This window comes from Ruegeria sp. BHSC276 (genome assembly GCF_059612945.1).
Genome location: NZ_JBXWRP010000001.1, coordinates 227,650 through 247,547 on the forward strand (window position 1 = coordinate 227,650; position 19,898 = coordinate 247,547).

The 19,898-nt window shown below is 63.3% G+C and carries 21 protein-coding genes and 1 other RNA gene; 8 read left to right on the plus strand and 14 right to left on the minus strand.

Annotated features, from left to right (window positions below):
• Nucleotides 1-36: 36 nt before the first annotated feature.
• The 3 genes from AC2FMD_RS01130 to AC2FMD_RS01140 all read left to right on the plus strand — a co-directional run bounded on the left by AC2FMD_RS01130 (nt 37) and on the right by AC2FMD_RS01140 (nt 3,374).
• On the plus strand, nt 37-771 hold the full coding sequence (locus AC2FMD_RS01130; protein ID WP_496712435.1) for a glutamine amidotransferase: 735 nt from the start codon (nt 37-39) through the stop codon (nt 769-771).
• A 72-nt stretch (nt 772-843) separates the two neighbouring features.
• Entirely contained in the window at nt 844-1,701 is an 858-nt protein-coding gene (locus tag AC2FMD_RS01135; RefSeq protein ID WP_496741050.1) for a bile acid:sodium symporter family protein, read from the plus strand.
• Nucleotides 1,702-1,712: 11 nt separating this feature from the next.
• Nucleotides 1,713-3,374 (plus strand): FAD-binding dehydrogenase, encoded by a 1,662-nt coding sequence (locus AC2FMD_RS01140; protein ID WP_496741052.1) that lies wholly within the window; start codon nt 1,713-1,715, stop codon nt 3,372-3,374.
• Nucleotides 3,375-3,387: 13 nt separating this feature from the next.
• Here the strand turns inward: AC2FMD_RS01140 and AC2FMD_RS01145 are convergent, their stop codons facing one another.
• The 3 genes from AC2FMD_RS01145 to AC2FMD_RS01155 all read right to left on the minus strand — a co-directional run bounded on the left by AC2FMD_RS01145 (nt 3,388) and on the right by AC2FMD_RS01155 (nt 6,906).
• Nucleotides 3,388-4,125 carry a YbaY family lipoprotein gene (locus AC2FMD_RS01145; RefSeq protein ID WP_496678709.1) on the minus strand — a complete coding sequence of 246 codons (738 nt, stop codon included), beginning with the start codon at nt 4,123-4,125 and terminating at the stop codon, nt 3,388-3,390.
• A 99-nt stretch (nt 4,126-4,224) separates the two neighbouring features.
• A complete protein-coding gene (locus AC2FMD_RS01150) occupies nt 4,225-6,003 on the minus strand; it encodes an SLC13 family permease (RefSeq protein ID WP_496794563.1) in 1,779 nt (592 codons plus the stop codon).
• 90 nt (nt 6,004-6,093) lie between these two features.
• Complete coding sequence (locus tag AC2FMD_RS01155) at nt 6,094-6,906, minus strand: TIGR00282 family metallophosphoesterase (RefSeq protein WP_496685866.1); 813 nt, start codon at nt 6,904-6,906, stop codon at nt 6,094-6,096.
• A 130-nt stretch (nt 6,907-7,036) separates the two neighbouring features.
• Here AC2FMD_RS01155 and AC2FMD_RS01160 point away from each other — a divergent pair, with 130 nt between their 5' ends.
• Nucleotides 7,037-7,261 (plus strand): putative hemolysin, encoded by a 225-nt coding sequence (locus AC2FMD_RS01160; RefSeq protein ID WP_496794564.1) that lies wholly within the window; start codon nt 7,037-7,039, stop codon nt 7,259-7,261.
• Here AC2FMD_RS01160 and AC2FMD_RS01165 read toward each other — a convergent pair.
• Both AC2FMD_RS01165 and mgtE read right to left on the minus strand, forming a co-directional pair.
• Nucleotides 7,258-7,821: a 5-formyltetrahydrofolate cyclo-ligase gene (locus AC2FMD_RS01165; protein ID WP_496741058.1), complete on the minus strand. Its 564-nt coding sequence runs from the start codon at nt 7,819-7,821 to the stop codon at nt 7,258-7,260. The two genes, AC2FMD_RS01160 and AC2FMD_RS01165, sit on opposite strands and share 4 nt — an antisense overlap.
• Nucleotides 7,818-9,212 (minus strand): magnesium transporter, encoded by a 1,395-nt coding sequence (gene mgtE, locus AC2FMD_RS01170; RefSeq protein ID WP_496741060.1) that lies wholly within the window; start codon nt 9,210-9,212, stop codon nt 7,818-7,820. Before mgtE ends, AC2FMD_RS01165 begins: the two co-directional genes overlap by 4 nt.
• Before the next feature lie 135 nt (nt 9,213-9,347).
• Here mgtE and guaD point away from each other — a divergent pair, with 135 nt between their 5' ends.
• Complete coding sequence (gene guaD, locus AC2FMD_RS01175) at nt 9,348-10,637, plus strand: guanine deaminase (RefSeq protein ID WP_496741062.1); 1,290 nt, start codon at nt 9,348-9,350, stop codon at nt 10,635-10,637.
• A gap of 56 nt (nt 10,638-10,693) precedes the next feature.
• Here the strand turns inward: guaD and AC2FMD_RS01180 are convergent, their stop codons facing one another.
• The 3 genes from AC2FMD_RS01180 to AC2FMD_RS01190 all read right to left on the minus strand — a co-directional run bounded on the left by AC2FMD_RS01180 (nt 10,694) and on the right by AC2FMD_RS01190 (nt 13,352).
• On the minus strand, nt 10,694-12,028 hold the full coding sequence (locus AC2FMD_RS01180) for an 8-oxoguanine deaminase (protein WP_496741064.1): 1,335 nt from the start codon (nt 12,026-12,028) through the stop codon (nt 10,694-10,696).
• Between the two features lie 115 nt (nt 12,029-12,143).
• Nucleotides 12,144-12,935, minus strand: coding sequence for a histidinol-phosphatase (gene hisN / locus AC2FMD_RS01185; protein WP_496685856.1), 792 nt, complete (start codon nt 12,933-12,935; stop codon nt 12,144-12,146).
• A 45-nt stretch (nt 12,936-12,980) separates the two neighbouring features.
• Complete coding sequence (locus tag AC2FMD_RS01190) at nt 12,981-13,352, minus strand: helix-turn-helix domain-containing protein (RefSeq protein WP_149774650.1); 372 nt, start codon at nt 13,350-13,352, stop codon at nt 12,981-12,983.
• A gap of 332 nt (nt 13,353-13,684) precedes the next feature.
• On the opposite strand from AC2FMD_RS01190, the gene AC2FMD_RS01195 reads away from it, so the two are divergent.
• On the plus strand, nt 13,685-14,641 hold the full coding sequence (locus AC2FMD_RS01195) for an NADPH:quinone oxidoreductase family protein (RefSeq protein ID WP_496741066.1): 957 nt from the start codon (nt 13,685-13,687) through the stop codon (nt 14,639-14,641).
• 5 nt (nt 14,642-14,646) lie between these two features.
• Here the strand turns inward: AC2FMD_RS01195 and AC2FMD_RS01200 are convergent, their stop codons facing one another.
• Entirely contained in the window at nt 14,647-15,528 is an 882-nt protein-coding gene (locus tag AC2FMD_RS01200) for a LysR family transcriptional regulator (protein ID WP_496741068.1), read from the minus strand.
• Nucleotides 15,529-15,654: 126 nt separating this feature from the next.
• Here AC2FMD_RS01200 and AC2FMD_RS01205 point away from each other — a divergent pair, with 126 nt between their 5' ends.
• Nucleotides 15,655-15,867 carry a DUF1127 domain-containing protein gene (locus tag AC2FMD_RS01205; RefSeq protein WP_496712211.1) on the plus strand — a complete coding sequence of 71 codons (213 nt, stop codon included), beginning with the start codon at nt 15,655-15,657 and terminating at the stop codon, nt 15,865-15,867.
• 165 nt (nt 15,868-16,032) lie between these two features.
• A complete protein-coding gene (locus tag AC2FMD_RS01210) occupies nt 16,033-16,770 on the plus strand; it encodes a Bax inhibitor-1/YccA family protein (protein WP_496678691.1) in 738 nt (245 codons plus the stop codon).
• Nucleotides 16,771-16,894: 124 nt separating this feature from the next.
• Here AC2FMD_RS01210 and AC2FMD_RS01215 read toward each other — a convergent pair whose 3' ends face one another.
• The 5 genes from AC2FMD_RS01215 to AC2FMD_RS01235 form a co-directional block, all read right to left on the minus strand.
• Entirely contained in the window at nt 16,895-17,413 is a 519-nt protein-coding gene (locus AC2FMD_RS01215) for a hypothetical protein (protein WP_496685849.1), read from the minus strand.
• Nucleotides 17,414-17,604: 191 nt separating this feature from the next.
• A complete protein-coding gene (gene rpmG, locus AC2FMD_RS01220; RefSeq protein ID WP_005630270.1) occupies nt 17,605-17,772 on the minus strand; it encodes a 50S ribosomal protein L33 in 168 nt (55 codons plus the stop codon).
• 215 nt (nt 17,773-17,987) lie between these two features.
• Nucleotides 17,988-18,403: RNase P RNA component class A (gene rnpB, locus AC2FMD_RS01225), an RNA gene on the minus strand.
• Nucleotides 18,404-18,528: 125 nt separating this feature from the next.
• A complete protein-coding gene (locus AC2FMD_RS01230; RefSeq protein WP_496678687.1) occupies nt 18,529-19,257 on the minus strand; it encodes an N-acetylmuramoyl-L-alanine amidase in 729 nt (242 codons plus the stop codon).
• Entirely contained in the window at nt 19,196-19,894 is a 699-nt protein-coding gene (locus tag AC2FMD_RS01235; protein WP_496712214.1) for a hypothetical protein, read from the minus strand. Before AC2FMD_RS01235 ends, AC2FMD_RS01230 begins: the two co-directional genes overlap by 62 nt.
• Between the last annotated feature and the right edge of the window lie 4 nt (nt 19,895-19,898).

Genomic DNA, 19,898 nt, shown 5'->3' on the forward strand with positions numbered 1-19,898 from the left:
TTGCGTGACCGCCGGACCGCGCGCTAAGGGCAGCGCATGAAATGCTTTCTGATCCTGCAGCTGCGCCCCGAAACCGATGCCTCGGACGCCGAATATGCTTCGATCCTGAACCGGTCCGGTCTGACGCCCGAGCGCACCCACCGCATCCGTCTGGATTGCGAGGCCCTGCCCGAGGCGCTGGACGTCACCGACTATGCTGGTGTGATCGTGGGTGGCGGACCGGGCTGCGTCAGCGACGACCCGGCCAGAAAATCGCAAATGGATGCCCGGATCGAGGGCGCGATTATGGGGCTGATGCCGCAGATCACGGCGCGCGATCATCCGTTCATGGGATGTTGCTATGGCCTGGGCATTCTGGCCGCGCATCTGGGCGCACCGGTCAGCAAGGACCGTTATGGCGAGCCGGTCGGCCCGTCGCGCTGCCACTTGACCGAGGATGGCGCCCGCGACCCGCTGACCGCCGGTCTAGAGTCCGACTTTGATGCCTTCGTCGGCCACAAAGAGGCGGTGCAGGCCCTGCCCGAGGGCTGCGTGCATCTGGTTGCGTCGGATCCCTGCCCGTTCCAGATGATCCGCTGGGGCCAGAATGTCTATGCCACACAGTTCCACCCCGAAGCCGACGCCAAAGACTTTGAACAGCGCATCCACATCTACAAGGACCACGGCTATTTCCGCCCCGAGGACGCCCAACTGCTGATCGACCGCTGCCATGCCGCCGAGGTCACGCAGCCCGGCGAAATCCTGCGCCGTTTCGCCCAGCGCTACGGGTGACCCAACGGCGCGGTTGCCTGACCGGGGACCGCACGCTTAGGTTGGTCCGAAACGACTTTGGGAGGGGTTGTTTTGGATCTTCTTATCAACGTGGGCCTGCCGGTTTCGCTGGCCATCATCATGCTGTCTTTGGGCATCGGGCTTGAGGCGGCAGATTTCCGGCGCGTGATCAACCGGCGCTATCCGTTTGCGATCGGCGCGGTCTGCCAGGTCGTTCTGCTGCCGGTCGCGGCCTTCGTCACGGTCAAGATGTTCGCGCTGCCGCCGGCAATTGCGGTCGGGTTCATGCTGCTCAGCTTTTGCCCGGGCGGTGTCACCAGCAACATCCTGTCGAAACTGGCGAAGGCCGATGTGGCGCTGTCGGTCAGCCTGACGGCGGTGATCAGCCTGTTGTCGATCGTCACGGTGCCGGTTCTGGCGGCCTGGTCGATCGACAACTTCATGGGCGAGGACGCACCCGAAGTGTCGATCAGCGGTCTGGCGCTGGCGATGTTCCTGATCACTACACTGCCCGTCGCCATCGGCGTTGGCCTGCGCCATTTTGCAACCGGTTTTGCCAACCGGATCGACGGCCCCCTTTCGAAACTGGCAACCATCCTGTTCGTGCTGATCGTGATCGCTGCGCTGGCTGGAAACTGGCAGTTGTTCGTCGACAATCTGGGCATCATGGGCGCCGGGCTGATCTCGCTGAACCTCGCGCTGCTGCTGATCGGATTGGGGCTGGCGCGGGCGGCGAAACTGTCGTGGAATGAGGCCAAGACCATCTCGATCGAAACCGGCATCCAGAACTCGACCCTGGGCATCACGCTGGCGGCTCTGATCACTGGAACCGAAAGCGGCTTCAGCCCGCTGGCCCTGCCCTCGGCCGTCTATGGGATCACCATGTACGCCGTCGCGATCCCGTTCATCGCCTGGTACCGCCACCGCTGAAAGGACAGAGCATGACCGAAAACACTGCTGATGCGATCGTCGTGGGCGGCGGGTTGGCCGGGCTGGCCGCGGCGGCCGAGCTGGGTGACCGCGGCAAAAAGGTGATCGTGCTGGACCAGGAACCCGAGCATTTCTTGGGCGGTCAGGCTTTCTGGAGCCTGGGCGGTCTGTTCATGGTCGACACCCCCGAGCAGCGCCGCATGGGAATCCGCGACAGCCGCGACCTAGCCCTGCGCGACTGGATGGGCAGCGCCCAGTTCGACCGGGACCAGGACGCCTGGCCCCGCAAATGGGCCGAGGCTTATGTCGAATTCGCCGCCGGCGAAATGCGCCCTTGGCTGCACCAGATGGGCCTGCGCTGGTTTCCCGTGGTCGGCTGGGCGGAACGCGGCGGCTCCTATGCCGATGGTCACGGCAACTCGGTCCCACGGTTCCACATCACCTGGGGCACCGGCCCGGGCGTGCTGGAGCATTTCATTCGCCGGGTCCGCGACCATGTCAGTGCCGGCCTGGTCCAGTTGAAGTTCCGTCATCAGGTCAGCCACATCATCATGCAGAACGGCGAGGCCAAGGGCGTCTCGGGCGAGGTTCTGGCCGACGATACGGCGCAGCGCGGCGCCAGGACCAATCGCGACGAGATTGGCGAGTTTGAAGTCTACGCCCCGTCGGTCATCGTCACCTCCGGCGGGATCGGCGGCAATTTCGAGATGGTGCGCCAGAATTGGCCCCGCGACCGTCTGGGCGAACCGCCCCAGGACATGGTGGCGGGTGTGCCTTTCCACGTAGACGGTCGAATGATCGCCATCAGCGAAAAGGCCGGCGGGCACGTCATCAACGGCGACCGCATGTGGCATTACACCGAAGGCGTGCGCAATTGGGACCCGATCTGGCCCGAGCATGGCATCCGCATCTTGCCCGGTCCCAGTTCCATGTGGTTCGATGCGCGCGGCAACCGGTTGCAGCCCCCCTGCCTGCCCGGCTTCGACACGCTGGGCACCCTGCGCGAAATTCTGAAGACCGGCTATGAATACAGCTGGTTCGTCCTGACCCAGAAGGTCATCAAAAAGGAATTCGCCCTGTCCGGGTCTGAACAGAACCCCGATTTCACCTCGGGCAGTTGGAAGGAGGTCATCCGCCAGCGGGTCCTGTCCGGGTCGAAGGCCACCGCGCCGGTTGAAGCGTTCAAGGAAAAGGGCGAGGATTTCGTGGTCGCCAACACGCTGACCGAACTTGTGAACGGGATGAACCATCTGGGCGGTGGCCTGATCGACGAGGCACATCTGCGCGCCCAGATCGAAGCCCGCGATTCACAGGTGGACAATCCGTTCTCGAAAGATGCGCAGATGATGGCGATCCTGGCGGCGCGGAACTATCGCGGTGACAAGCTGATCCGCACCGCCAAACCGCACAAGTTCCTTGATCCGAAAAACGGCCCGCTGATCGCGGTCAAGCTGCATGTGCTGACCCGCAAGACGCTGGGCGGTTTGCAGACCAATCTGGACAGTCAGATGATCGGTGCGGACGGCCAGGTGGTGCCGGGCCTGTTCGCGGCCGGAGAGGTCGCAGGCTTCGGAGGCGGGGGCTATCACGGCTACAACGCGCTGGAGGGCACGTTCCTGGGCGGCTGCATCTTCTCGGGGCGCAACGCGGGACGGTCGCGGGCCGTCGCCTGACGGCCCTTGGGCACTATTGGTCGCGGCGGAACTGCAAAACCGGCTCGCCTGTCGCATCAAGCAGAACCAGCGTGTCCCCGCGCTGAACAAAGCTTGCGACCTTTGGCAGGGCGGCAAGGAACTCCCGCTCAACCTCGTCCAGCGGCGGCGGGCAGGCCATCAGAGTTGCGGCCATGTTGTCGGGGAAGGAAATCGACTCGCCCGATATCTCGGCCTGTCCGCTGAACCGGTTGCAGCCGCCCGTTCCCCCAAAGGCTCCGCCCTCGGCAAAGGTAATCTGCGGGCGTTTCTCGGTGTCCAGCGCAACGCCGTTCACCTCGGTTGCGATCCACTGCGTGTTCTCAAGCATCGCCGCGCCCCGTTCCCAAACCTTGACCATGACCAGATCGACCGAGTTTCCGGCATCATTGGTCAGAACCGGGTAAGCGGTATCGGTGGTGAACAGCAGCTTGCCGTCCTGATGCACCGAGGCCCGCACCACATAGCGATGTCGGTCTTGAATCAACGCGTCGTCATAAGTCAACTCGAACTGCGCAGGCACGCCCGTCAACGCATAGCGTTGCGCGGCAAGAGTAACGGCGGGCGCATCGGCCCGCGACACATCCTGCAGCTCGACGAACAGGGTCGCCCCCGGCGGAACGGCGATCCGTTCGCGGTAGGTGGCGGTTCCCTCGACGGTCCCGGCCTGGGCGGCGCTCAGAACGACAGCCCACAACGCAGCGCCCGCCAGAAGGGTATGTGCGATTTTCATTCTTCGATCCCCTCGTCGCCGGTTTCCTGTCTAGAAGATCGTGGCGCCGCAGCCGTTTGCAAGCCTAGCTGTCCAGAAACGGCGAAATAACGCCAAAACTCAAAGCGGCCAGAGAAACGGGATGATCAACGAGGCCAGCAGCCCGACCGTCAGGTTCAGCGGAATCCCGACCTTCATGAAGTCCGTGAAACGGTACCCGCCGGGGCCATAGACCATCATGTTGGTCTGATACCCGATCGGTGTGGCGAACGAGGCCGACGCCGCGACCATCACCGCCACCACCAGCGGGCGCGGATCGACCCCCACCGCCTGCGCCAGACCGATGGCAATCGGCGTGACCACGACCGCCACGGCGTTGTTCGAGACCAGCTCGGTCAGAACCGAGGTCAGCAGGTAGACGGCCCAGACGATCAGGAAGGGCGGCAGTTTGGCAAAGGACGGGGCAATCGCATTCGCAATCAGCGAAACCGCGCCCGAACTGTCCAGCGCCGCCCCGATGGCCAGCATGGCGAATATCAGCGCCAGCAGACGGCCTTCGACAAACGAGAACGCTTCGTCCGCGTCGATGCAGCCGGTCAGCAGAACCAGTGCAACAGCGAGGATCGACAGCAACAGGATGGGCGCGACCCCAAACGCCGCCAGCAGCACGATCCCCAGCAATGCGGCGATCGCAATCGGCGCATGTCCACGCCGGAATGCACGCGCTGACGGCTGAGTGACATCAACCATGTCCATGTCGGCTGCCAGACGTTGAATATCGGCCGGCGCGCCTTCCAGCAGCAGCGTGTCACCCACCCGGACGATGAGGTCGTCCAGTTGACCGCTAATATTCTGGTTCCGTCGATGCACCGCCAGCACATAGACACCGTAGCGGCGGCGGAGCCGGAGCGCGCCCAGCGTGCGCCCCACCATCCGGCAGCCCGGCGTGATCAGAACCTCGACCGTGCGCGTTTCGACCGCCGAGACCTGATCGACGCGCTTGAGCTCCTTGTTGCGCTGCAGGCTCAACAGTTCCGTCATCTGGGTGCGCAACACCACCCGGTCGCCGACCTGCAGGGTGACACCTTGAAGGTTGCGCCGCAGCGACTCGTCGCCGCGGATCACGTCGATCAGCCGCACGCCGGGGCGTTTGAACAACTGCACGCCGGTCACTTCGCGCCCGATCAGGTTGCTGTCGGGGGGGATGACCGCCTCGGTAAAGAATTTCATCTTGGACCGGTCGCTGAGAAGGCTGGCCATGCTGTCGCGGTCTGGCAGCAGCCGGGGCGCGATGAACCGCAGGTAGACCATGCCGTAGATCACCAGGATGATGCCCAGGGGCGTGACCTCGAAGATCGTGAAGGGCTGCAGACCCTGCGCCCGCGCGACACCATCGACCAGCAGGTTGGTCGAGGTGCCGATCAGGGTCAGCGTGCCGCCCAAAATTGCCGCATAGCTGAGCGGGATCAGCAGCTTGGACGGGGCCACGTTCAGCGTGCGCGCAATCTGGACGAAGACCGGGATCATCACCACCACGACCGGCGTGTTCGACACCACGGCCGAGGCCAGCACCACGAATGTCATCAGCAATCCGATCGCGATGCGAGGGTTGACCTGGGCCTGTTTCTGCGCGGTCACTGTAAAAGCGTCCAAAGCCCCTGTGCGCACCAGCGCGCCCATGATGATGAACATGGCCACAATAGTCCACGGCGCAGGGTTGGAAAGTACGGCCAGCGCATTCTGATACGGCAGGATCCCGGTGACCAGCATCACCGAAACGCCGCCGATGGCGACGACCTCGGCCGGGTAGACCTCGCGCAGGAACATGATGAACATGCCCGCGACGACCAGCAGCGCCAGAATCGCGCTGCCTGTTTCTGACAAAGTAAGGAGATTCATTCGTGGTCTTCTGTCCGAACCCTTAACCGGCCACCGTGCCTGAGCCACAGTTTCCAGCATTGCAGCGGACAGGGCAAGCCCGCCATGCGATCACGGCCCGGCCTGTTGCAGCCGCCCACCCACACGCACCATGCAGACCGATTTCGCCTGGCCGTCCCGGTCATCGGTTTCGACGAAAACGCCGCTCAGCGTGGCCTCGCCATTGGCGGGGGTGAACCGGGCCTTGGGCATGCCTGTGATGAACCGCCGCATCGGTTCCTGCTTGTCCATGCCGATCACCGAGTCATAGTCGCCGCACATGCCTGCATCGGTCAGATAGGCGGTACCGCCCGGCAGGATCTGCGCGTCGGCCGTGGGCACATGCGTATGGGTGCCCACCACAAGGCTGGCGCGTTTGTCGCAGTAATGCCCCATGGCCATCTTTTCCGAGGTCGCCTCGCAATGCATGTCGACGATGACGGCCTGCGCTTGCCCGCCGCGCGGGTGCGATTTGAGGATCGGTTCAACGGCCGAAAACGGATCGTCGAAAGGCCGTTTCATGAAGACTTGCCCCAGCACCTGAACCACCAGAACCTTGCGGCCGCCGGGTGCGGTGAACAGGCGGTGGCCCCGCCCCGGCGCGCCCTTGGCAAAGTTCACCGGCCGCACGACGCGCGGTTCGCTTTCGATGAATTGCAGCATGTCCTTCTGGTCGAAGGCATGATCGCCCAGCGTGACGCAATCGGCGCCAGAGTCCAGCAACAGCTTGGCATGGTCGCCAGTCAGGCCCATGCCGTTCGAGGCGTTCTCGCCATTGACCACGACGAAATCCAGCCGCCATTCCTCGCGCAGGCGTGGAAGATGGGTCTTGATGGCGGTTCGACCAGCGCGCCCCATGACGTCGCCCAAAAACAGAATTCTCATATCGCGGTCCTAGGCGCAGCAGACGGCAATAACAAGGCGGAACCGTGTAAAAGCCCGACCATCACCAGCTTGCAATATTTCAGAAACGTGCAAACGTGCCCTCATTGATTTGCAACCTCGGGAGGTATCATTGAAAAAACTTATTGTGACGGCAACCGTGGTTCTTGTTGCAACATTCGCCCAGGCGCAGACCAAAACCACGATGGCCAATCCGGCGGCCACCTTCTGCATAGAAAACGGCGGCGACTATCAAATCCGAAAGAACGCCGAAGGCTCGGAATACGGTGTCTGCGTGCTGGCGGACGGAACCGAAGTCGATGCCTGGGACTATCTGCGCGCCCATTTCGAGAACTAGGTTCGAAAACTCAGAACCCGGCTCTCGGTGACGACCATGTCCAGGGGCTGATCGGTGGGTTCCAACGGAAGATTGTCGGCCTCTTGCGCGTCAAAGGCGAAACCGATCGCCAAGGTCGCGCGCCGGGCGCGCAACCGCTGAAGCGTCCGGTCATAGAACCCGCCGCCATAACCCAGCCGCCCGCCACGGGCATCGAAGGCCACCAGGGGTACGATCACTATCTCGGGATCGAAATAGTCATCGACGTCGGGCACCTTCGCACCGAACGGGCCGTCCTTCAGCGGACTGTCCGGTGTCCAGCGCGAAAATTGCAACGGCTGCCCGGCCCCCTGGATAACCGGAACGCCGACCGGCCCATAGGCCGCGGCCTCGGCCATGGCGGGCAGCGGGTCGATCTCGGTGCGGATCGGCATGTAGCCTGACAGGGGCACGCCGCGATACCCCGCCAGCACCTCGGACAGGCGGCCGGCCGTGCCCGGCGGACGAGTATCGAATGCAGCCTTGCGCCGGGCAAAGGCGGCCTTGCGCGCCGCGGCCTTGATCTCGGCCAACCCGGTCACAGCAGCACCTGCGCGGCAAGACCCAAAAACACGAAGAACCCGACCACATCGGTCACCGTGGTGACGAACGGCCCCGAAGCCAAGGCCGGGTCGATGTTCAGACGGTCCAGCGCCAGCGGGATCAGAATGCCGCCCAGCGCCGCCGCCACCAGCGTCAGCACCATCGCCAGACCGATGACCGCCGCCAGCATCGGGATACCAAACCAAAAGCTCGCAACGACTGCCATCAGCAATCCGAAAAACAGGCCGTTCAACGCGCCCACCGAAATCTCGCGGAACAGAACACGAAGGGCGTTATTCGCTGTCAGGTCGCGGGTGGCGATGGCCCTTACGGTCACCGTCATCGTCTGGGTGCCGGCATTGCCGCCCATTGACGCCACGATCGGCATCAGTACCGCCAGCGCGACCATCTGGTCGATGGTTTCCGCGAACATGTTGATCACCAGCGACGCAAAGATCGCGGTCAGCAGGTTGACGAACAGCCAGGTCGCCCGCCCGCGCGCCGTCTCGAGAATGGTGTCAGACAGGCTCGAGTCCTCGTCCACGCCGGCCATGCGCAGCATGTCTTCCTCGTGCTCGTCGTCCAGAACCTCCATCGCGTCGTCGATGGTGATGACCCCGACCAACCGCCCGTCATCATCGACCACCGGCGCCGAGATCAGGTGGTACTGCTTGAAGGCATAGGCGACATCTTCTTCGTCCTGGGTTAGCGGGATGGTGTGGAATTCTTCCTCGGCGATGTCGCGCAGCGGCGTATCGCGCCGCGCCGCCATCAACCGGCCCAGCGTGACCTGCCCCACCGGCTTGAGCCGCGGATCGACCAGCACGACATGATAGAACTGGTCCGGCAGATCCTCGTGCGCGCGCATGAAATCGATGGTCTGCCCCACAGTCCAGTGTTCGGGCACCATGACCACTTCGCGCTGCATGAGGCGGCCGGCCGAGTGTTCGGGGTAGGACAACGCCTTTTGCGCCGCAATCCGTTCCGAGTGTTCGAGCGCCTCCAGAACCGCCTCTTGCTGCGATTGTTCGAGGTCTTCCAGCAGATCGACCACATCGTCGCTTTCCAGCTCACGGACGGCCTCGGCCAGCACGTCAGGCCGCAATTCGGCGATGACCTCTTCACGCACGGATTCGTCCAGCTCGGACAGTATGTCGCCGTCGAACTCGCGGTCATACAGATGCAGAAGCTGCGAGCGGTCATGGGGGCTGATCTGTTCCAGAAGGTCGGCGATGTCGGCTGCGTGCAGCGGCTCCATCAGCTCGACCAGCCGATCGCGGTCTCTGTCCTCGACAGCCTGCAGGATTGCCGCCACGGTGTTGCGATCCAGCGCGTAGGCATCTTCGTCGCGGGGCTGGTCGATCACGATTTCGTCATTGCCTGTGGTCATGCGCTGCCCCGTCCGTTGGATTGGCCCCTAATAAAAGAAGCAGCTACAGGAAAACAATGACAATGGCGCAATTTACCCGCATCTTTCGCAGGCTTATGCTGCGACACCGTTCCAATCAGCCGGAGATCGAAGCCGATGGCGCAAAAAACGCTTTTGAAAGGGCGTGTTCTGAGTTTCGAGCAGTCGCCCTTCCAGGCTGACCCCGACCGGGCCGCCCGGCTGCACGAGGCCGTTCTGATCGAAGACGGCCGGATCGGTGCGCTCGGTTCGGCCGAAGCGCTGGCGGCCGCGCATCCCGATGCCGAAACCCATGACCATGGCGCGCGCCTGATTTTGGCCGGGTTCGTCGATCCGCATGTGCACTACCCCCAGACCGCGATCATCGCCAGCTGGGGCAAGCGGCTGATCGACTGGCTGAACACCTATACCTTCCCCGAAGAGATGACCTTCGGCGACCCGAACCACGCCGCCGAAATCGCCGGGCGCTATCTGGACCTGACCACGGCGCATGGCACCACCACCATGTGCAGTTTCTGCACAATCCATCCTGAAAGCGTCGACGCGTTCTTCACCGAAGCGCAGGCCCGCGGGCAGCGTGTGGTGGCCGGTAAGACCTGCATGGACCGCAACGCACCCGACGGCCTGCGAGACACCGCCCAGACGGCTTATGACCAGTCCAAGGCGCTGATCGACCGATGGCACGGCGTGGACCGGATTTCTTATGCCATCACGCCGCGGTTTTCACCCACGTCGACGCCCGAGCAACTGGAAGTGATGGGCGCGCTTTGGGCCGAGCATCCCGACTGCCTGATGCAGACCCATCTGAGCGAGCAGACCGACGAGATAGAATGGGTCCGGTCGCTGTTTCCCGAGGCCCGCGACTATCTGGACACCTACGAAAGATTCGGCCTGCTGGGCCCGCGTGGGCTGTACGGCCACGCCATCCACCTGGAGCCACGCGAACGCGATCGTCTGCGCGAGGTCGACGCCGCGCTGATTCACTGCCCGACCTCGAATACGTTCATCGGATCGGGCCTGTTCGACATGCACGGGCTGATGCGCGACGGCCACCGCATCGGCTTGGCCACGGATACCGGCGGCGGGTCCAGTTTCTCGATGCTGCGGACCATGGCCGCGGCCTATGAGATCGGCCAGTTGCGCGGGCATCCCCTGCACCCCGCGCAGTTGCTTTGGCTGGGTACCGCCGGCTCGGCCCGGTCGCTGCGGATGGATGACCGCATTGGAAATGTAACACCGGGGCTCGAAGCCGACCTGGTCGTGCTCGACCTGTCCTCGACCCCTGCCATCGCACAGCGCGTTGCGGGCGCGAATGACATCTGGGAGGCCATCTTTCCCACAATCATGATGGGCGACGACCGGGCGGTGGCCCAGGTCTGGATCCGAGGGCGCCGGGCGCTGGGTTGAGCGGCCCGACAGCGCAGGCCGCTGGCGGTGCGACAGGCAACGCTCTGGGTCGGGCTTCACGCCTGCAGCGCGCGCGCAAGCTGGTTTTGACGTTCGATCACCCGCGGCAGGTCGATGGTGGTGATCTGCCCCTCGCGGACGATCTGCCGCCCTTCGACGAACAGATGTCTGACCCGGCTGGGGCCGGCAAGCAGCAGCGCTGCGGGGTCCCAGCTGCCGGCACTTTCGACACCGCTGATATCCCATACCGCGATATCGGCCCGCTTACCGGGCATCAGACGGCCGCAATCTGGGCGGTTGAGAACATCGGCGCCGCCGCGCGTGGCAATCTCGAGCGCCTCGCGGGCCGACATGGCGTCTGCACCGTTGGCGACTCGCTGCAGCAGCACCGCCTGACGTGCCTCGGCCATCAGGTTGCCGTTGTCGTTGCTGGCCGACCCGTCGACACCAAGCCCCACGCGGGCCTTGGCATCGCGCAGGGAGCGCACCGGTGCGATGCCCGAGCCCAGCCGGCAATTGGAACATGGGCAATGGGCGACCCCGGTGCCGGTCCGCGCAAACAGATCGACCTCGGCCCGATCCAACTTGACGCAATGGGCATGCCATACATCCGGACCTGTCCAGCCCAGATCCTGCGCGTACTGACCCGGCCGGCACCCGAATCGGGACTGGGAATACCGGATATCCTCGTCATTTTCAGCCAGGTGAGTGTGCAGCATCACGCCCTTGTCGCGAGCCAGCAGCGCCGTGTCGCGCATTAGGTCGCGACTGACCGAAAAGGGCGAGCACGGCGCAAGCCCCACCCGGCACATCGCCCCCTCGGACGGATCATGAAAGGCATCGACCACGCGGATCATGTCGTTCAGAATCGCGGACTCGGATTCGACAAGCGCATCGGGTGGCAGACCGCCATTGCTTTCACCGATGCTCATCGCGCCGCGCGTGGGGTGAAACCGCATGCCCAGTTCGGATGCGGCGGCGATCGTGTCCTCAAGCCGCACACCGTTGGGATACAGGTACAGGTGGTCCGAACTGAGCGTGCAGCCGGACAGGGCCAGTTCGGCTAGGCCGATCTGCGCCGAGACGAACATATGCTCGGGGCCGAACCGCGCCCAGATCGGATAGAGTGTCTTGAGCCAGCCGAACAGCAACGCGTCCTGCCCCGCCGGGACCGCGCGCGTCAGGGTCTGGTACAGGTGGTGATGCGTGTTCACCAACCCGGGCGTGACCACGCAGCCACGCAGATCGTGGATCTCGCCCGAGGCTTCAAGGCGATGCCCGATCCCGGCGATCACCCCATCGCGGACCAGTATGTCGGCCCCGGCCAGTTCTTGCCGGGCGTCGTCCATCGTCAGAACAACATCGGCATTTTTCAGTAGGAATTCGGTCATCTGGCACTCCTGAGATTCGCCCGTCTCATGACAAGAGTGCGTCGCGCCGGTGGAAAACGGGCGGAAGAACCGGCCGAAGAACCCTAGCCGGACAGATACCGGGCGGCAAGCCGCGTCAGACCCGGCGCAACAGGTCCAGCGCCGCCGCGTGGATGTCGGGGTTGGCTGCCGCAAGCACCTGCCCGCCCAGATGGGCCGGGCCGCCCTGCCAGTCGGTGACCAAGCCACCGGCGGCCCGGATCACGGCCATGGGGGCCTGGATGTCATAGGGCTTCAGACCGGCCTCGATCACCAGATCGACCTGTCCGGCCGCCAGCAGCGCATAGGCGTAGCAATCCATGCCGTACCGCGTCAGTTGCACCTGTTCGGCGACCGCGCGAAACGCCCGTTCCTCGTCGTCAGCCCCGACCTCGGGGAAGGTCGTGAACAGGATCGCGTCCTTGAGCGCGGCGGTTTTTCGGGTGGACAGGCTGACCTGCCCTAGCGGGCCCGTCATGAAGGCGCCCGTGTCGTGCCCCACGAATCGCTCGCCGATATAGGGCTGGTCGATGACGCCAAGCATCGGCCCCGTCGAATCCGCCAGCGCGATCAGCACACCCCATGTCGGCGTTCCGCTGACAAACCCCCTGGTCCCGTCGATCGGATCCAGCACCCAGATCCGGCCCGAGCTTCCAGTGACGGTTCCGAACTCCTCACCCAGGATCCCGTCTTCGGGGCGAAATTCGGCCAGAACCTCACGCATAGCCTGCTCGGCGGCCCGGTCGGCAACGGTCACAGGGTCATAGCCACCCTGCTGCTTGTTTGCTGTCTCTAGGTCGGGTCGGCGAAAAAACGGCAAAATGGCCGCACGCGCAGCGTCGGCCAGTTTTTCCGCAACTTCAAGATCGGTCAATACGGTACCAGACATACGCGACTGGTGCGGCGGGTACCGCGCAAAGTCAAGTGCCTCTGCTCAGGCGACGTCGCTGAGAACCCGGGCCAGTTCGAACAGACGGCGGCGCTGGTTCTCGGGGATCGCATAGTACGAGCGCACGAGATCGAGCGCCTCTTTGTCGCCCATCAGATCGGCAGGAACCGACTTTTTGCCACTTTCGGATTTCTGCGTGTCTTCGAGACCCTCGAAGAAAAAGCTGACCGGCACATCCAGCGCCTCGGCAATGTCCCATAGGCGCGACGCACTGATCCGATTGGCACCGGTCTCGTATTTCTGGATCTGCTGAAACTTGATACCGACCTGCTCTGCAAGTTGCTGCTGGGTCATTCCGATCAGCCAGCGACGATGCCGGACGCGCTTGCCCACATGGACATCCACATGATGGGTCATTGGTACACTCCTATCTTACACACAACCGCCCGGGAAAACGCGAACGCGACAGAGACCGCCATACCGGCCGCCGCTGGACAACACTCCTTCAACACCGGAAATGCCCCCCGAAACAGCACTTCTGCAACCCATCATTGCGCCATTTTCGATTCTTTTCAAGAAGGTTGAGTCGGAGCCGGTCAACAGAACTTTACGGTTGTACGTTCGTTCCGGGGTGCCAAATCACTCTGAATCAGGGAATTTCGGCGCAGGTCCGGAACGTTACCTGCCATCGAAGATTGACAATCTCACTCGGTTGCCCCTGCCTAGAGCGCGACCACGGAGGACACGAATTGCTCGCCTACCAAATTCCCTCGGCCACAGCCCAGGCCGTATTGCACGACATCGCAACACCCGAGCCGGGACACGGACAGATCCGCGTCAAGATCCACGCCTGCGGCCTTAACTTTGCCGACCTCCTGATGCAGAAGGGCACCTATCAAGACACACCCCCTGCCCCGTTCACGCTGGGGCTCGAGATCGCAGGGGTCGTGGACGCCGTCGGCCCCGGTGTCGTCCACCTTGTCCCGGGCGACCGTGTGGCCGTCTATTCGGGGCAAGGCGGGCTGGCGGAATTCGGCGTGTTCGACGCCGACCGGGCCGTCATGCTGCCGCCGTCCTGCAGCTTCGAAGAAGCCGCTGCGATCCAGATCGCCTATGGCACCAGCCACATAGCTCTGGATCACCGCGCCCGCCTGCAGCCGGGCGAGACGCTTTTGGTGACCGGTGCAGCCGGCGGCGTGGGGCTGACTGCAGTCGAGATCGGCAAGCTGATGGGCGCAACCGTGATCGCGCAGGCACGCGGCACCGACAAGCTAACCGTAGCTAAAGCCGCCGGGGCGGACCACCTGATCGATGCGGACGAGGATCTGCGGCAGCGGGTGCTGGACCTGGGCGGTGCGGATGTCGTCTATGATGCGATCGGTGGCGACGTATTCAAGGCCGCCTTTCGCGCCACCAATCCCGAAGGTCGCCTGTTGCCGGTCGGTTTCGCCGGCGGCGAGGTTCCGCAAATCCCAGCCAACCACCTGATGGTCAAGAACCTGACGGTGATCGGAGTCTATATCGGCGGCTATCTGAAGTTCCGGCCCGAGATCGTGCGCAGCAGCTTTGAAACCCTGTTCCGCTGGCATGCCGAGGGCCGCATCAAACCGCATGTCAGCCATATCCTGCCTTTATCAAAGGTGGCCGATGGCATGGACCTGCTGCGGTCGCGCAAATCCACCGGCAAGGTCGTCATCACGCCCTGACCGGCTCAGCTGGCGACCGCGCGCAGCGGCCCGCCCCGCAGCATCCGGAAATTCTGGCGGACCAGGTCGGCCAGAGCCTCGACCACCGGTCCTCGGCCCGTGTCGCCGCCATACAGGTTGATCATGTGGGCCGGCAATTCGGGCAGCGCGCCGCCGGCGTCGATCTTTTCCAGATGCGCGGCCTCGGTCGCTTCCAGCATCGCGTGCACGGCCAGATCGGCGCTGACCGTGGCCTCGATCGTGCGGTCGTTTTCCGTTTCCACCGACAGTTCCCAGGGGATGCCCGCAGCGTCCAGAGCCGCGATGACCTGCGGACGGAACAGACAGCGGCGGCCAAGCGCCAACGGCAGGGGCCGACGGCGCCAGGCCGCCCCGCCCGATGCTCCGATCCAGCGCAAAGGCAGTTCGGCGATGGTTTCGCCGCCATCGCCATTCGACGCCTCGGTCGTCAGAATGACATCGCATTCGCCGCGCCGGAACATCTCTTTCAACTGGATCGAATACGATGAGACCAGTTGTACGCGCACACGGGGGAAGTCGGCGTTGAACCGCTGCAAAACCCGGGGAATTGCCGGGTAGACAATATCATGCGGCACGCCCAGAACCACTTCGCCTTCATAGGCCTGATCGGTCAGCTTCGACATCACCTCGTCATTCAGCGATACCATGCGCCGCGCATAGGCCAGCAGTTGCTCCCCCGAGGCCGTCAGGGCGATCGTCCGGCCCGACCGGTCCAGCAACTCAAGCCCAAGCAGTTCCTCGAGCCGCTTCAGCTGCATCGACACGGCCGATTGAGTCAGGTGCAGAAATCCCGCGGCTCGGGTGACGCCGCCATGATCGGCCACGGCGACGAACGACCTGAGGGTCGTGATGTCGAGATTTCGCATATCAGAAATCCTTATGCGTCAATTCATAAACATTCATTTTTCATATATGACAGAGACCGCCATATAGATCAAGGAAGTTGATTGAATGCTCTACCCCCATCACTTCCTGACAAAAGGACAATAAACATGACCCAAATTGCGATTTCCTGCCCCTCGCCGGCGCCGCGCAAAACCGGATGGCTGCAGCGCCTTGTTTCCTTGCCCCGCCAACGGCGCGCACTGGCGCGGCTGGACGCCCGTCTGCTGAAAGATATCGGCGTCACCCGCGCGCAGGCCGAGGCCGAGGCCGCACGCCCCCTTTGGGATGCGCCGGATATCTGGATCTCGGGCCGCTATTGACCCCATTTTGGCAGCGTTGACACCGCCGACGGCGGCGGTGCCGATTTTGCTCGCAATTCCGAGGGTTTTGCCGCCAAGACCCTTGAAACATGCGCCCGACTCTCCGATATTTGCCGTCAGAATGGTCCGCATCGCGGATCGGAATGGATTCAAGGGAGACCCTTAATGGCACAATTCGACACCGTCCGCACGGCGGCCGGCGCACGCACTGCCCAGATCGACGAGGGCCTGCGCGCCCACATGAACAAGGTCTACGGCACGATGTCCGTGGGCATGCTTATCACGTTTGCGGTGGCCTGGGCCGTTGGCACCAGCCCGCAGCTGCTGTCGGTGTTCCGCGACCCGATCACGCTCAGCCCGAATATCCTGGGCTGGATCGTGATGTTCGCCCCGCTGATCATGGTCTTTGCCTTCGGCGCCGCCATCAACCGCCTCAGCGCCGCCGGCGCCCAGCTGTTCTTCTATGCTTTCGCCGCCGTGATGGGCCTGAGCATGAGCTGGATTTTCGTGGCCTTCACCGGCATCTCGATCGCCCAGGTGTTCCTGATCACGTCGATCGCCTTCGCCGGCCTGTCGCTGTATGGCTATGTCACCAAGAAAGACCTTTCGGGAATGGGGACGTTCCTGATGATGGGCGTGATCGGCCTGATCGTGGCCATGGTGATCAACATTTTCCTTCAGTCGCCCGCCATCATGTTCGCCGTGTCGATCATCGGCGTTCTGATCTTTGCGGGACTGACCGCCTATGACACGCAGAACATCAAGGCGACCTACATTCAGCACGCCGCGCACGGCGACCAGGAGTGGCTGGGCAAATCCGCGATCATGGGCGCGCTGAACCTGTATCTGGACTTCATCAACATGTTCATGTTCCTGCTGCAACTGCTTGGAAATCGTGAGTAACCAGCGGCAGAATCCTGTCAGGAAACGGGCCCATTCCGGGCCCGTTTTTTTTTGCCCCGCTCCCAAACGAAAAGGACCCTGCCCACCGGCAGAGCCCCTGAACCCAAGTTCGATTTCGTTCGGATCAGCTACAGTTCAACGGAACCGCAAAGCCCGAACTGCGCGAGGAGTTGCCCTTGCGATAGACATCGCCAGCGGCCAGACAGCCCGTGAAGCGTTCGGTCTCACGCCCGAAAGCCGCACCCACCGAGTTGTCCACCTTAGTGCTGTTGCTGGCGGTACGGACAACACCAAACAGCGTGCCGTTCACGTTGACCGTGCTCAGGAAGAGGTCTGTACTGCTGCCGACGAGTTGCACTGCGGTGTCGGCCGTACGCCCGCCGTTGTCGATGGCCACGCCGGCGATCTTGTCAAACGCTGCCTGGTCCGTCTGAACCTGAACCGCCGGAAGCTGGGCAAGCTCGGCCGGGACGTTGGTGGCAGGCGGCGTAAAGGCGACGGCGCCTTTTACGTCGGACACGGTGCGCGGTTCGCCGTCAATGCCAGTGAACCCGACACCCTGCCGGTTCCAAGGATCCTCACAAGCCGAAAGGGTCAGAACGGCGATGGCAGGCAACAAGATTTTTTTCATGGCGCTCAACATTTTGTGGAGGTTTGCCAAAGCCTATGGCCAGGGTGGCCGCAAAAGCAACCCGCAGGCGAACAGAATACCCGGCGTGCTGATGCACCACTGCAACGCGCGAAAGGGGTGAACCGGTGACCAACCTGCCTGAAAACAAGAAAGGGTCCTGACCGCGCCAGGACCCTTTTTCGTCTTGCGTCTGAAAAGGCAGATTACTTGATCTTGCCTTCCTTGTACTCGACATGCTTGCGAGCGACCGGGTCGTATTTGCGCACGGTCATTTTCTCGGTCATGGTGCGCGCGTTCTTTTTGGTCACGTAGAAGTGGCCCGTGCCCGCGGTCGAGTTCAGACGGATCTTGATTGTCGTCGGCTTCGCCATGGTTATCTCCTGCGTCCGAAAAGGCAGGGGCCTTTCGGTTGAATTCCTATGAGCGTGCGCTTTTACCCGCTCGCTCGCCCGAGTCAACCGGATTCGAAACGTGATACCGGAATAAACTGGCCGAGGCCTTGAATTTCTTGGAACGACGGCAAACGAGGCGAATTTTCGGCCCGCCAGCACTTGAGTCCCCACCGGAAAATACCAGCAGGCAGCGGATGCGCGGAGGGCCTGTAAGCCGGATCCTGTTCCGGGGTTGCCCCCTTCGATGACCATTCCTCTAGGCCGTGCATTGCTGCACGGCTCGAGCTGCCAACCCGGTCCCTCTCGGCCAAGGCAGGCCTAGCGGCGGTATCGGCTGACGCCGACCGGCCCGCGTGGGGACCCTATTTGGCATTGCTCCCGGTGGGGCTTGCCGTGCCGCCGCTGTTGCCAGCGGCGCGGTGGGCTCTTACTCCACCGTTTCACCCTTGCCATGATCTGCCGGAGGCGAACCTTCGGCGTCTCATGGCGGTTTGTTTTCTGTGGCGCTTTCCGTCGGGTTTCCCCGCCCGGGCGTTACCCGGCACCGTTGCCTTGTGGAGTCCGGACTTTCCTCTCGGGCCTAGGCCCCAGCGGCCATCCGGCCCTCCGCGCATCGAATTGGGTATGCCCCTGACCCAGGCACGTCAAGAGAGGAATGGAAGCGACAAGGGGCCAGCCCCTTCTTGGCCTTCGGCCAATTCAACCCCGGGATATTTTGGGCCAGATGAAGGTTGGTCAGGCGAGGCGGTGCGGCTGCGGCAATGCAGCCACGTCCTCTGGGGCCAGCCCTCCCCTACCCCAGGGCCGAAAGCGCAACCGCACAGCAGCGAGCAGCGTTTCATCATCGACAGCAGCAGTATAGCCGGCGGCTTGGGCCACGGCGCGGAAGTAATGGGCCTCGGGCCGCGACAAAGGGGCGGCGTGAGCGCGCGGCGCGGCCAGCCCCTGACGTTCGAGTCGTATCCAGTCGAAACGTGGCCCGGGATCGTGTTTGCGCCCTGGCGCCATGTCCGAATGACCGATCACGCCGGCGGCCGGTATGGACCAACGGGTCATGATCTGCGGCAGAAGCCGCTCGAGTGCCCTTATCTGCGCCTGGGCGAAAGGATGATCGCCTCGGTTGTCGAGTTCGATCCCGATCGAGCGGGAGTTGATATCGCTCTGTCCCTGCCACTCGCCGACCCCGGCGTGCCAGGCGCGATCCTCTTCACGAACCATCTGCCAGAGTGTTCCGTCACAGCCGATCAGATAGTGGGCCGATACCTCGGACGCCGGGTCGCACAAACGCTCGAGCGCGGCTCGGGCGCTGTTCATCGCGGTGTAGTGAAGAACCACCAGAGATGGCTTCAGCCCATCCCGGCGGGGGCCGAAATTGGGGGATGGGTGCCAGATCGGCGAGAGATCAGTTGCCGACGACACGGCGGAACGGGCTGGGGTCCCAGCCACAGGCAAAGCCGTCGCCATCCGGGTCCAGGCCCTTGCGGTCACGTTGTGGCCCGCCGCTGGCCAGGAAATCGATCTGAGCCTGATCTGCCGATGGGTATTTGGCGCAGTTCCGTTGCGCCTTGGCCTGAAGGTTGAACCCGGACCGGCTGTAGATCTGTGCCCCGACCGGATTAGTAGTGGACAATGCGTATTGCACGATATTGGGCTGGCCGTCCGCGCCACGCTGAGGAACCGCCGTCGGGGCGACCACCTCATAGGTCTGACGGTTTCTCTCGATCAGGGCGGCGTCATCCTGAATGCTGCGGCTGCTGGAGACCGCGGCAAAATCCTGTTCTTGCGAAATGCCGCTCGACGTCACCGTTGCCGGGGCCGGTGCCTGGGTGGAGGTACTGGCGAGCGCTGCGGCCGTTTGATTCGCGATATCCGCGGCGCTGCCATCGGTGGAATAGGTGACGGCGGAGGACTCGGCCGACCATGGCTCCTGCGAGATGGCTGGGGGCGGCAGCAGCGGATTGCCTGCTGCGCCCTGCCCCGCCAGTTGCGCCTCGCGCTGGGCCTGGTATTGCGACGTATTGAACTCCGTGCCCTGAACCGGCGCCACCGTATCGCAAGCGGCGGCGACGGCGCACACGGGAATCACAAGAAGTTTGCGCATCGGA

What these genes read in the sequence shown, in the direction of transcription:
- mgtE (WP_496741060.1), bottom strand. Translation starts at nt 9,212, where the DNA reads ATGACCACAGGCAATGACGAAATCGTGATCGACCAGCCCCGCGACGAA.
- AC2FMD_RS01210 (WP_496678691.1), top strand. Translation starts at nt 16,033, where the DNA reads ATGGCACAATTCGACACCGTCCGCACGGCGGCCGGCGCACGCACTGCC.
- rpmG (WP_005630270.1), bottom strand. Translation starts at nt 17,772, where the DNA reads ATGGCGAAGCCGACGACAATCAAGATCCGTCTGAACTCGACCGCGGGC.
- hisN (WP_496685856.1), bottom strand. Translation starts at nt 12,935, where the DNA reads ATGTCTGGTACCGTATTGACCGATCTTGAAGTTGCGGAAAAACTGGCC.
- AC2FMD_RS01230 (WP_496678687.1), bottom strand. Translation starts at nt 19,257, where the DNA reads ATGGCGACGGCTTTGCCTGTGGCTGGGACCCCAGCCCGTTCCGCCGTG.
- AC2FMD_RS01215 (WP_496685849.1), bottom strand. Translation starts at nt 17,413, where the DNA reads ATGTTGAGCGCCATGAAAAAAATCTTGTTGCCTGCCATCGCCGTTCTG.
- AC2FMD_RS01190 (WP_149774650.1), bottom strand. Translation starts at nt 13,352, where the DNA reads ATGACCCATCATGTGGATGTCCATGTGGGCAAGCGCGTCCGGCATCGT.
- AC2FMD_RS01130 (WP_496712435.1), top strand. Translation starts at nt 37, where the DNA reads ATGAAATGCTTTCTGATCCTGCAGCTGCGCCCCGAAACCGATGCCTCG.
- AC2FMD_RS01140 (WP_496741052.1), top strand. Translation starts at nt 1,713, where the DNA reads ATGACCGAAAACACTGCTGATGCGATCGTCGTGGGCGGCGGGTTGGCC.
- AC2FMD_RS01145 (WP_496678709.1), bottom strand. Translation starts at nt 4,125, where the DNA reads ATGAAAATCGCACATACCCTTCTGGCGGGCGCTGCGTTGTGGGCTGTC.
- AC2FMD_RS01150 (WP_496794563.1), bottom strand. Translation starts at nt 6,003, where the DNA reads ATGAATCTCCTTACTTTGTCAGAAACAGGCAGCGCGATTCTGGCGCTG.
- AC2FMD_RS01200 (WP_496741068.1), bottom strand. Translation starts at nt 15,528, where the DNA reads ATGCGAAATCTCGACATCACGACCCTCAGGTCGTTCGTCGCCGTGGCC.
- AC2FMD_RS01235 (WP_496712214.1), bottom strand. Translation starts at nt 19,894, where the DNA reads ATGCGCAAACTTCTTGTGATTCCCGTGTGCGCCGTCGCCGCCGCTTGC.
- AC2FMD_RS01180 (WP_496741064.1), bottom strand. Translation starts at nt 12,028, where the DNA reads ATGACCGAATTCCTACTGAAAAATGCCGATGTTGTTCTGACGATGGAC.
- guaD (WP_496741062.1), top strand. Translation starts at nt 9,348, where the DNA reads ATGGCGCAAAAAACGCTTTTGAAAGGGCGTGTTCTGAGTTTCGAGCAG.
- AC2FMD_RS01155 (WP_496685866.1), bottom strand. Translation starts at nt 6,906, where the DNA reads ATGAGAATTCTGTTTTTGGGCGACGTCATGGGGCGCGCTGGTCGAACC.
- AC2FMD_RS01205 (WP_496712211.1), top strand. Translation starts at nt 15,655, where the DNA reads ATGACCCAAATTGCGATTTCCTGCCCCTCGCCGGCGCCGCGCAAAACC.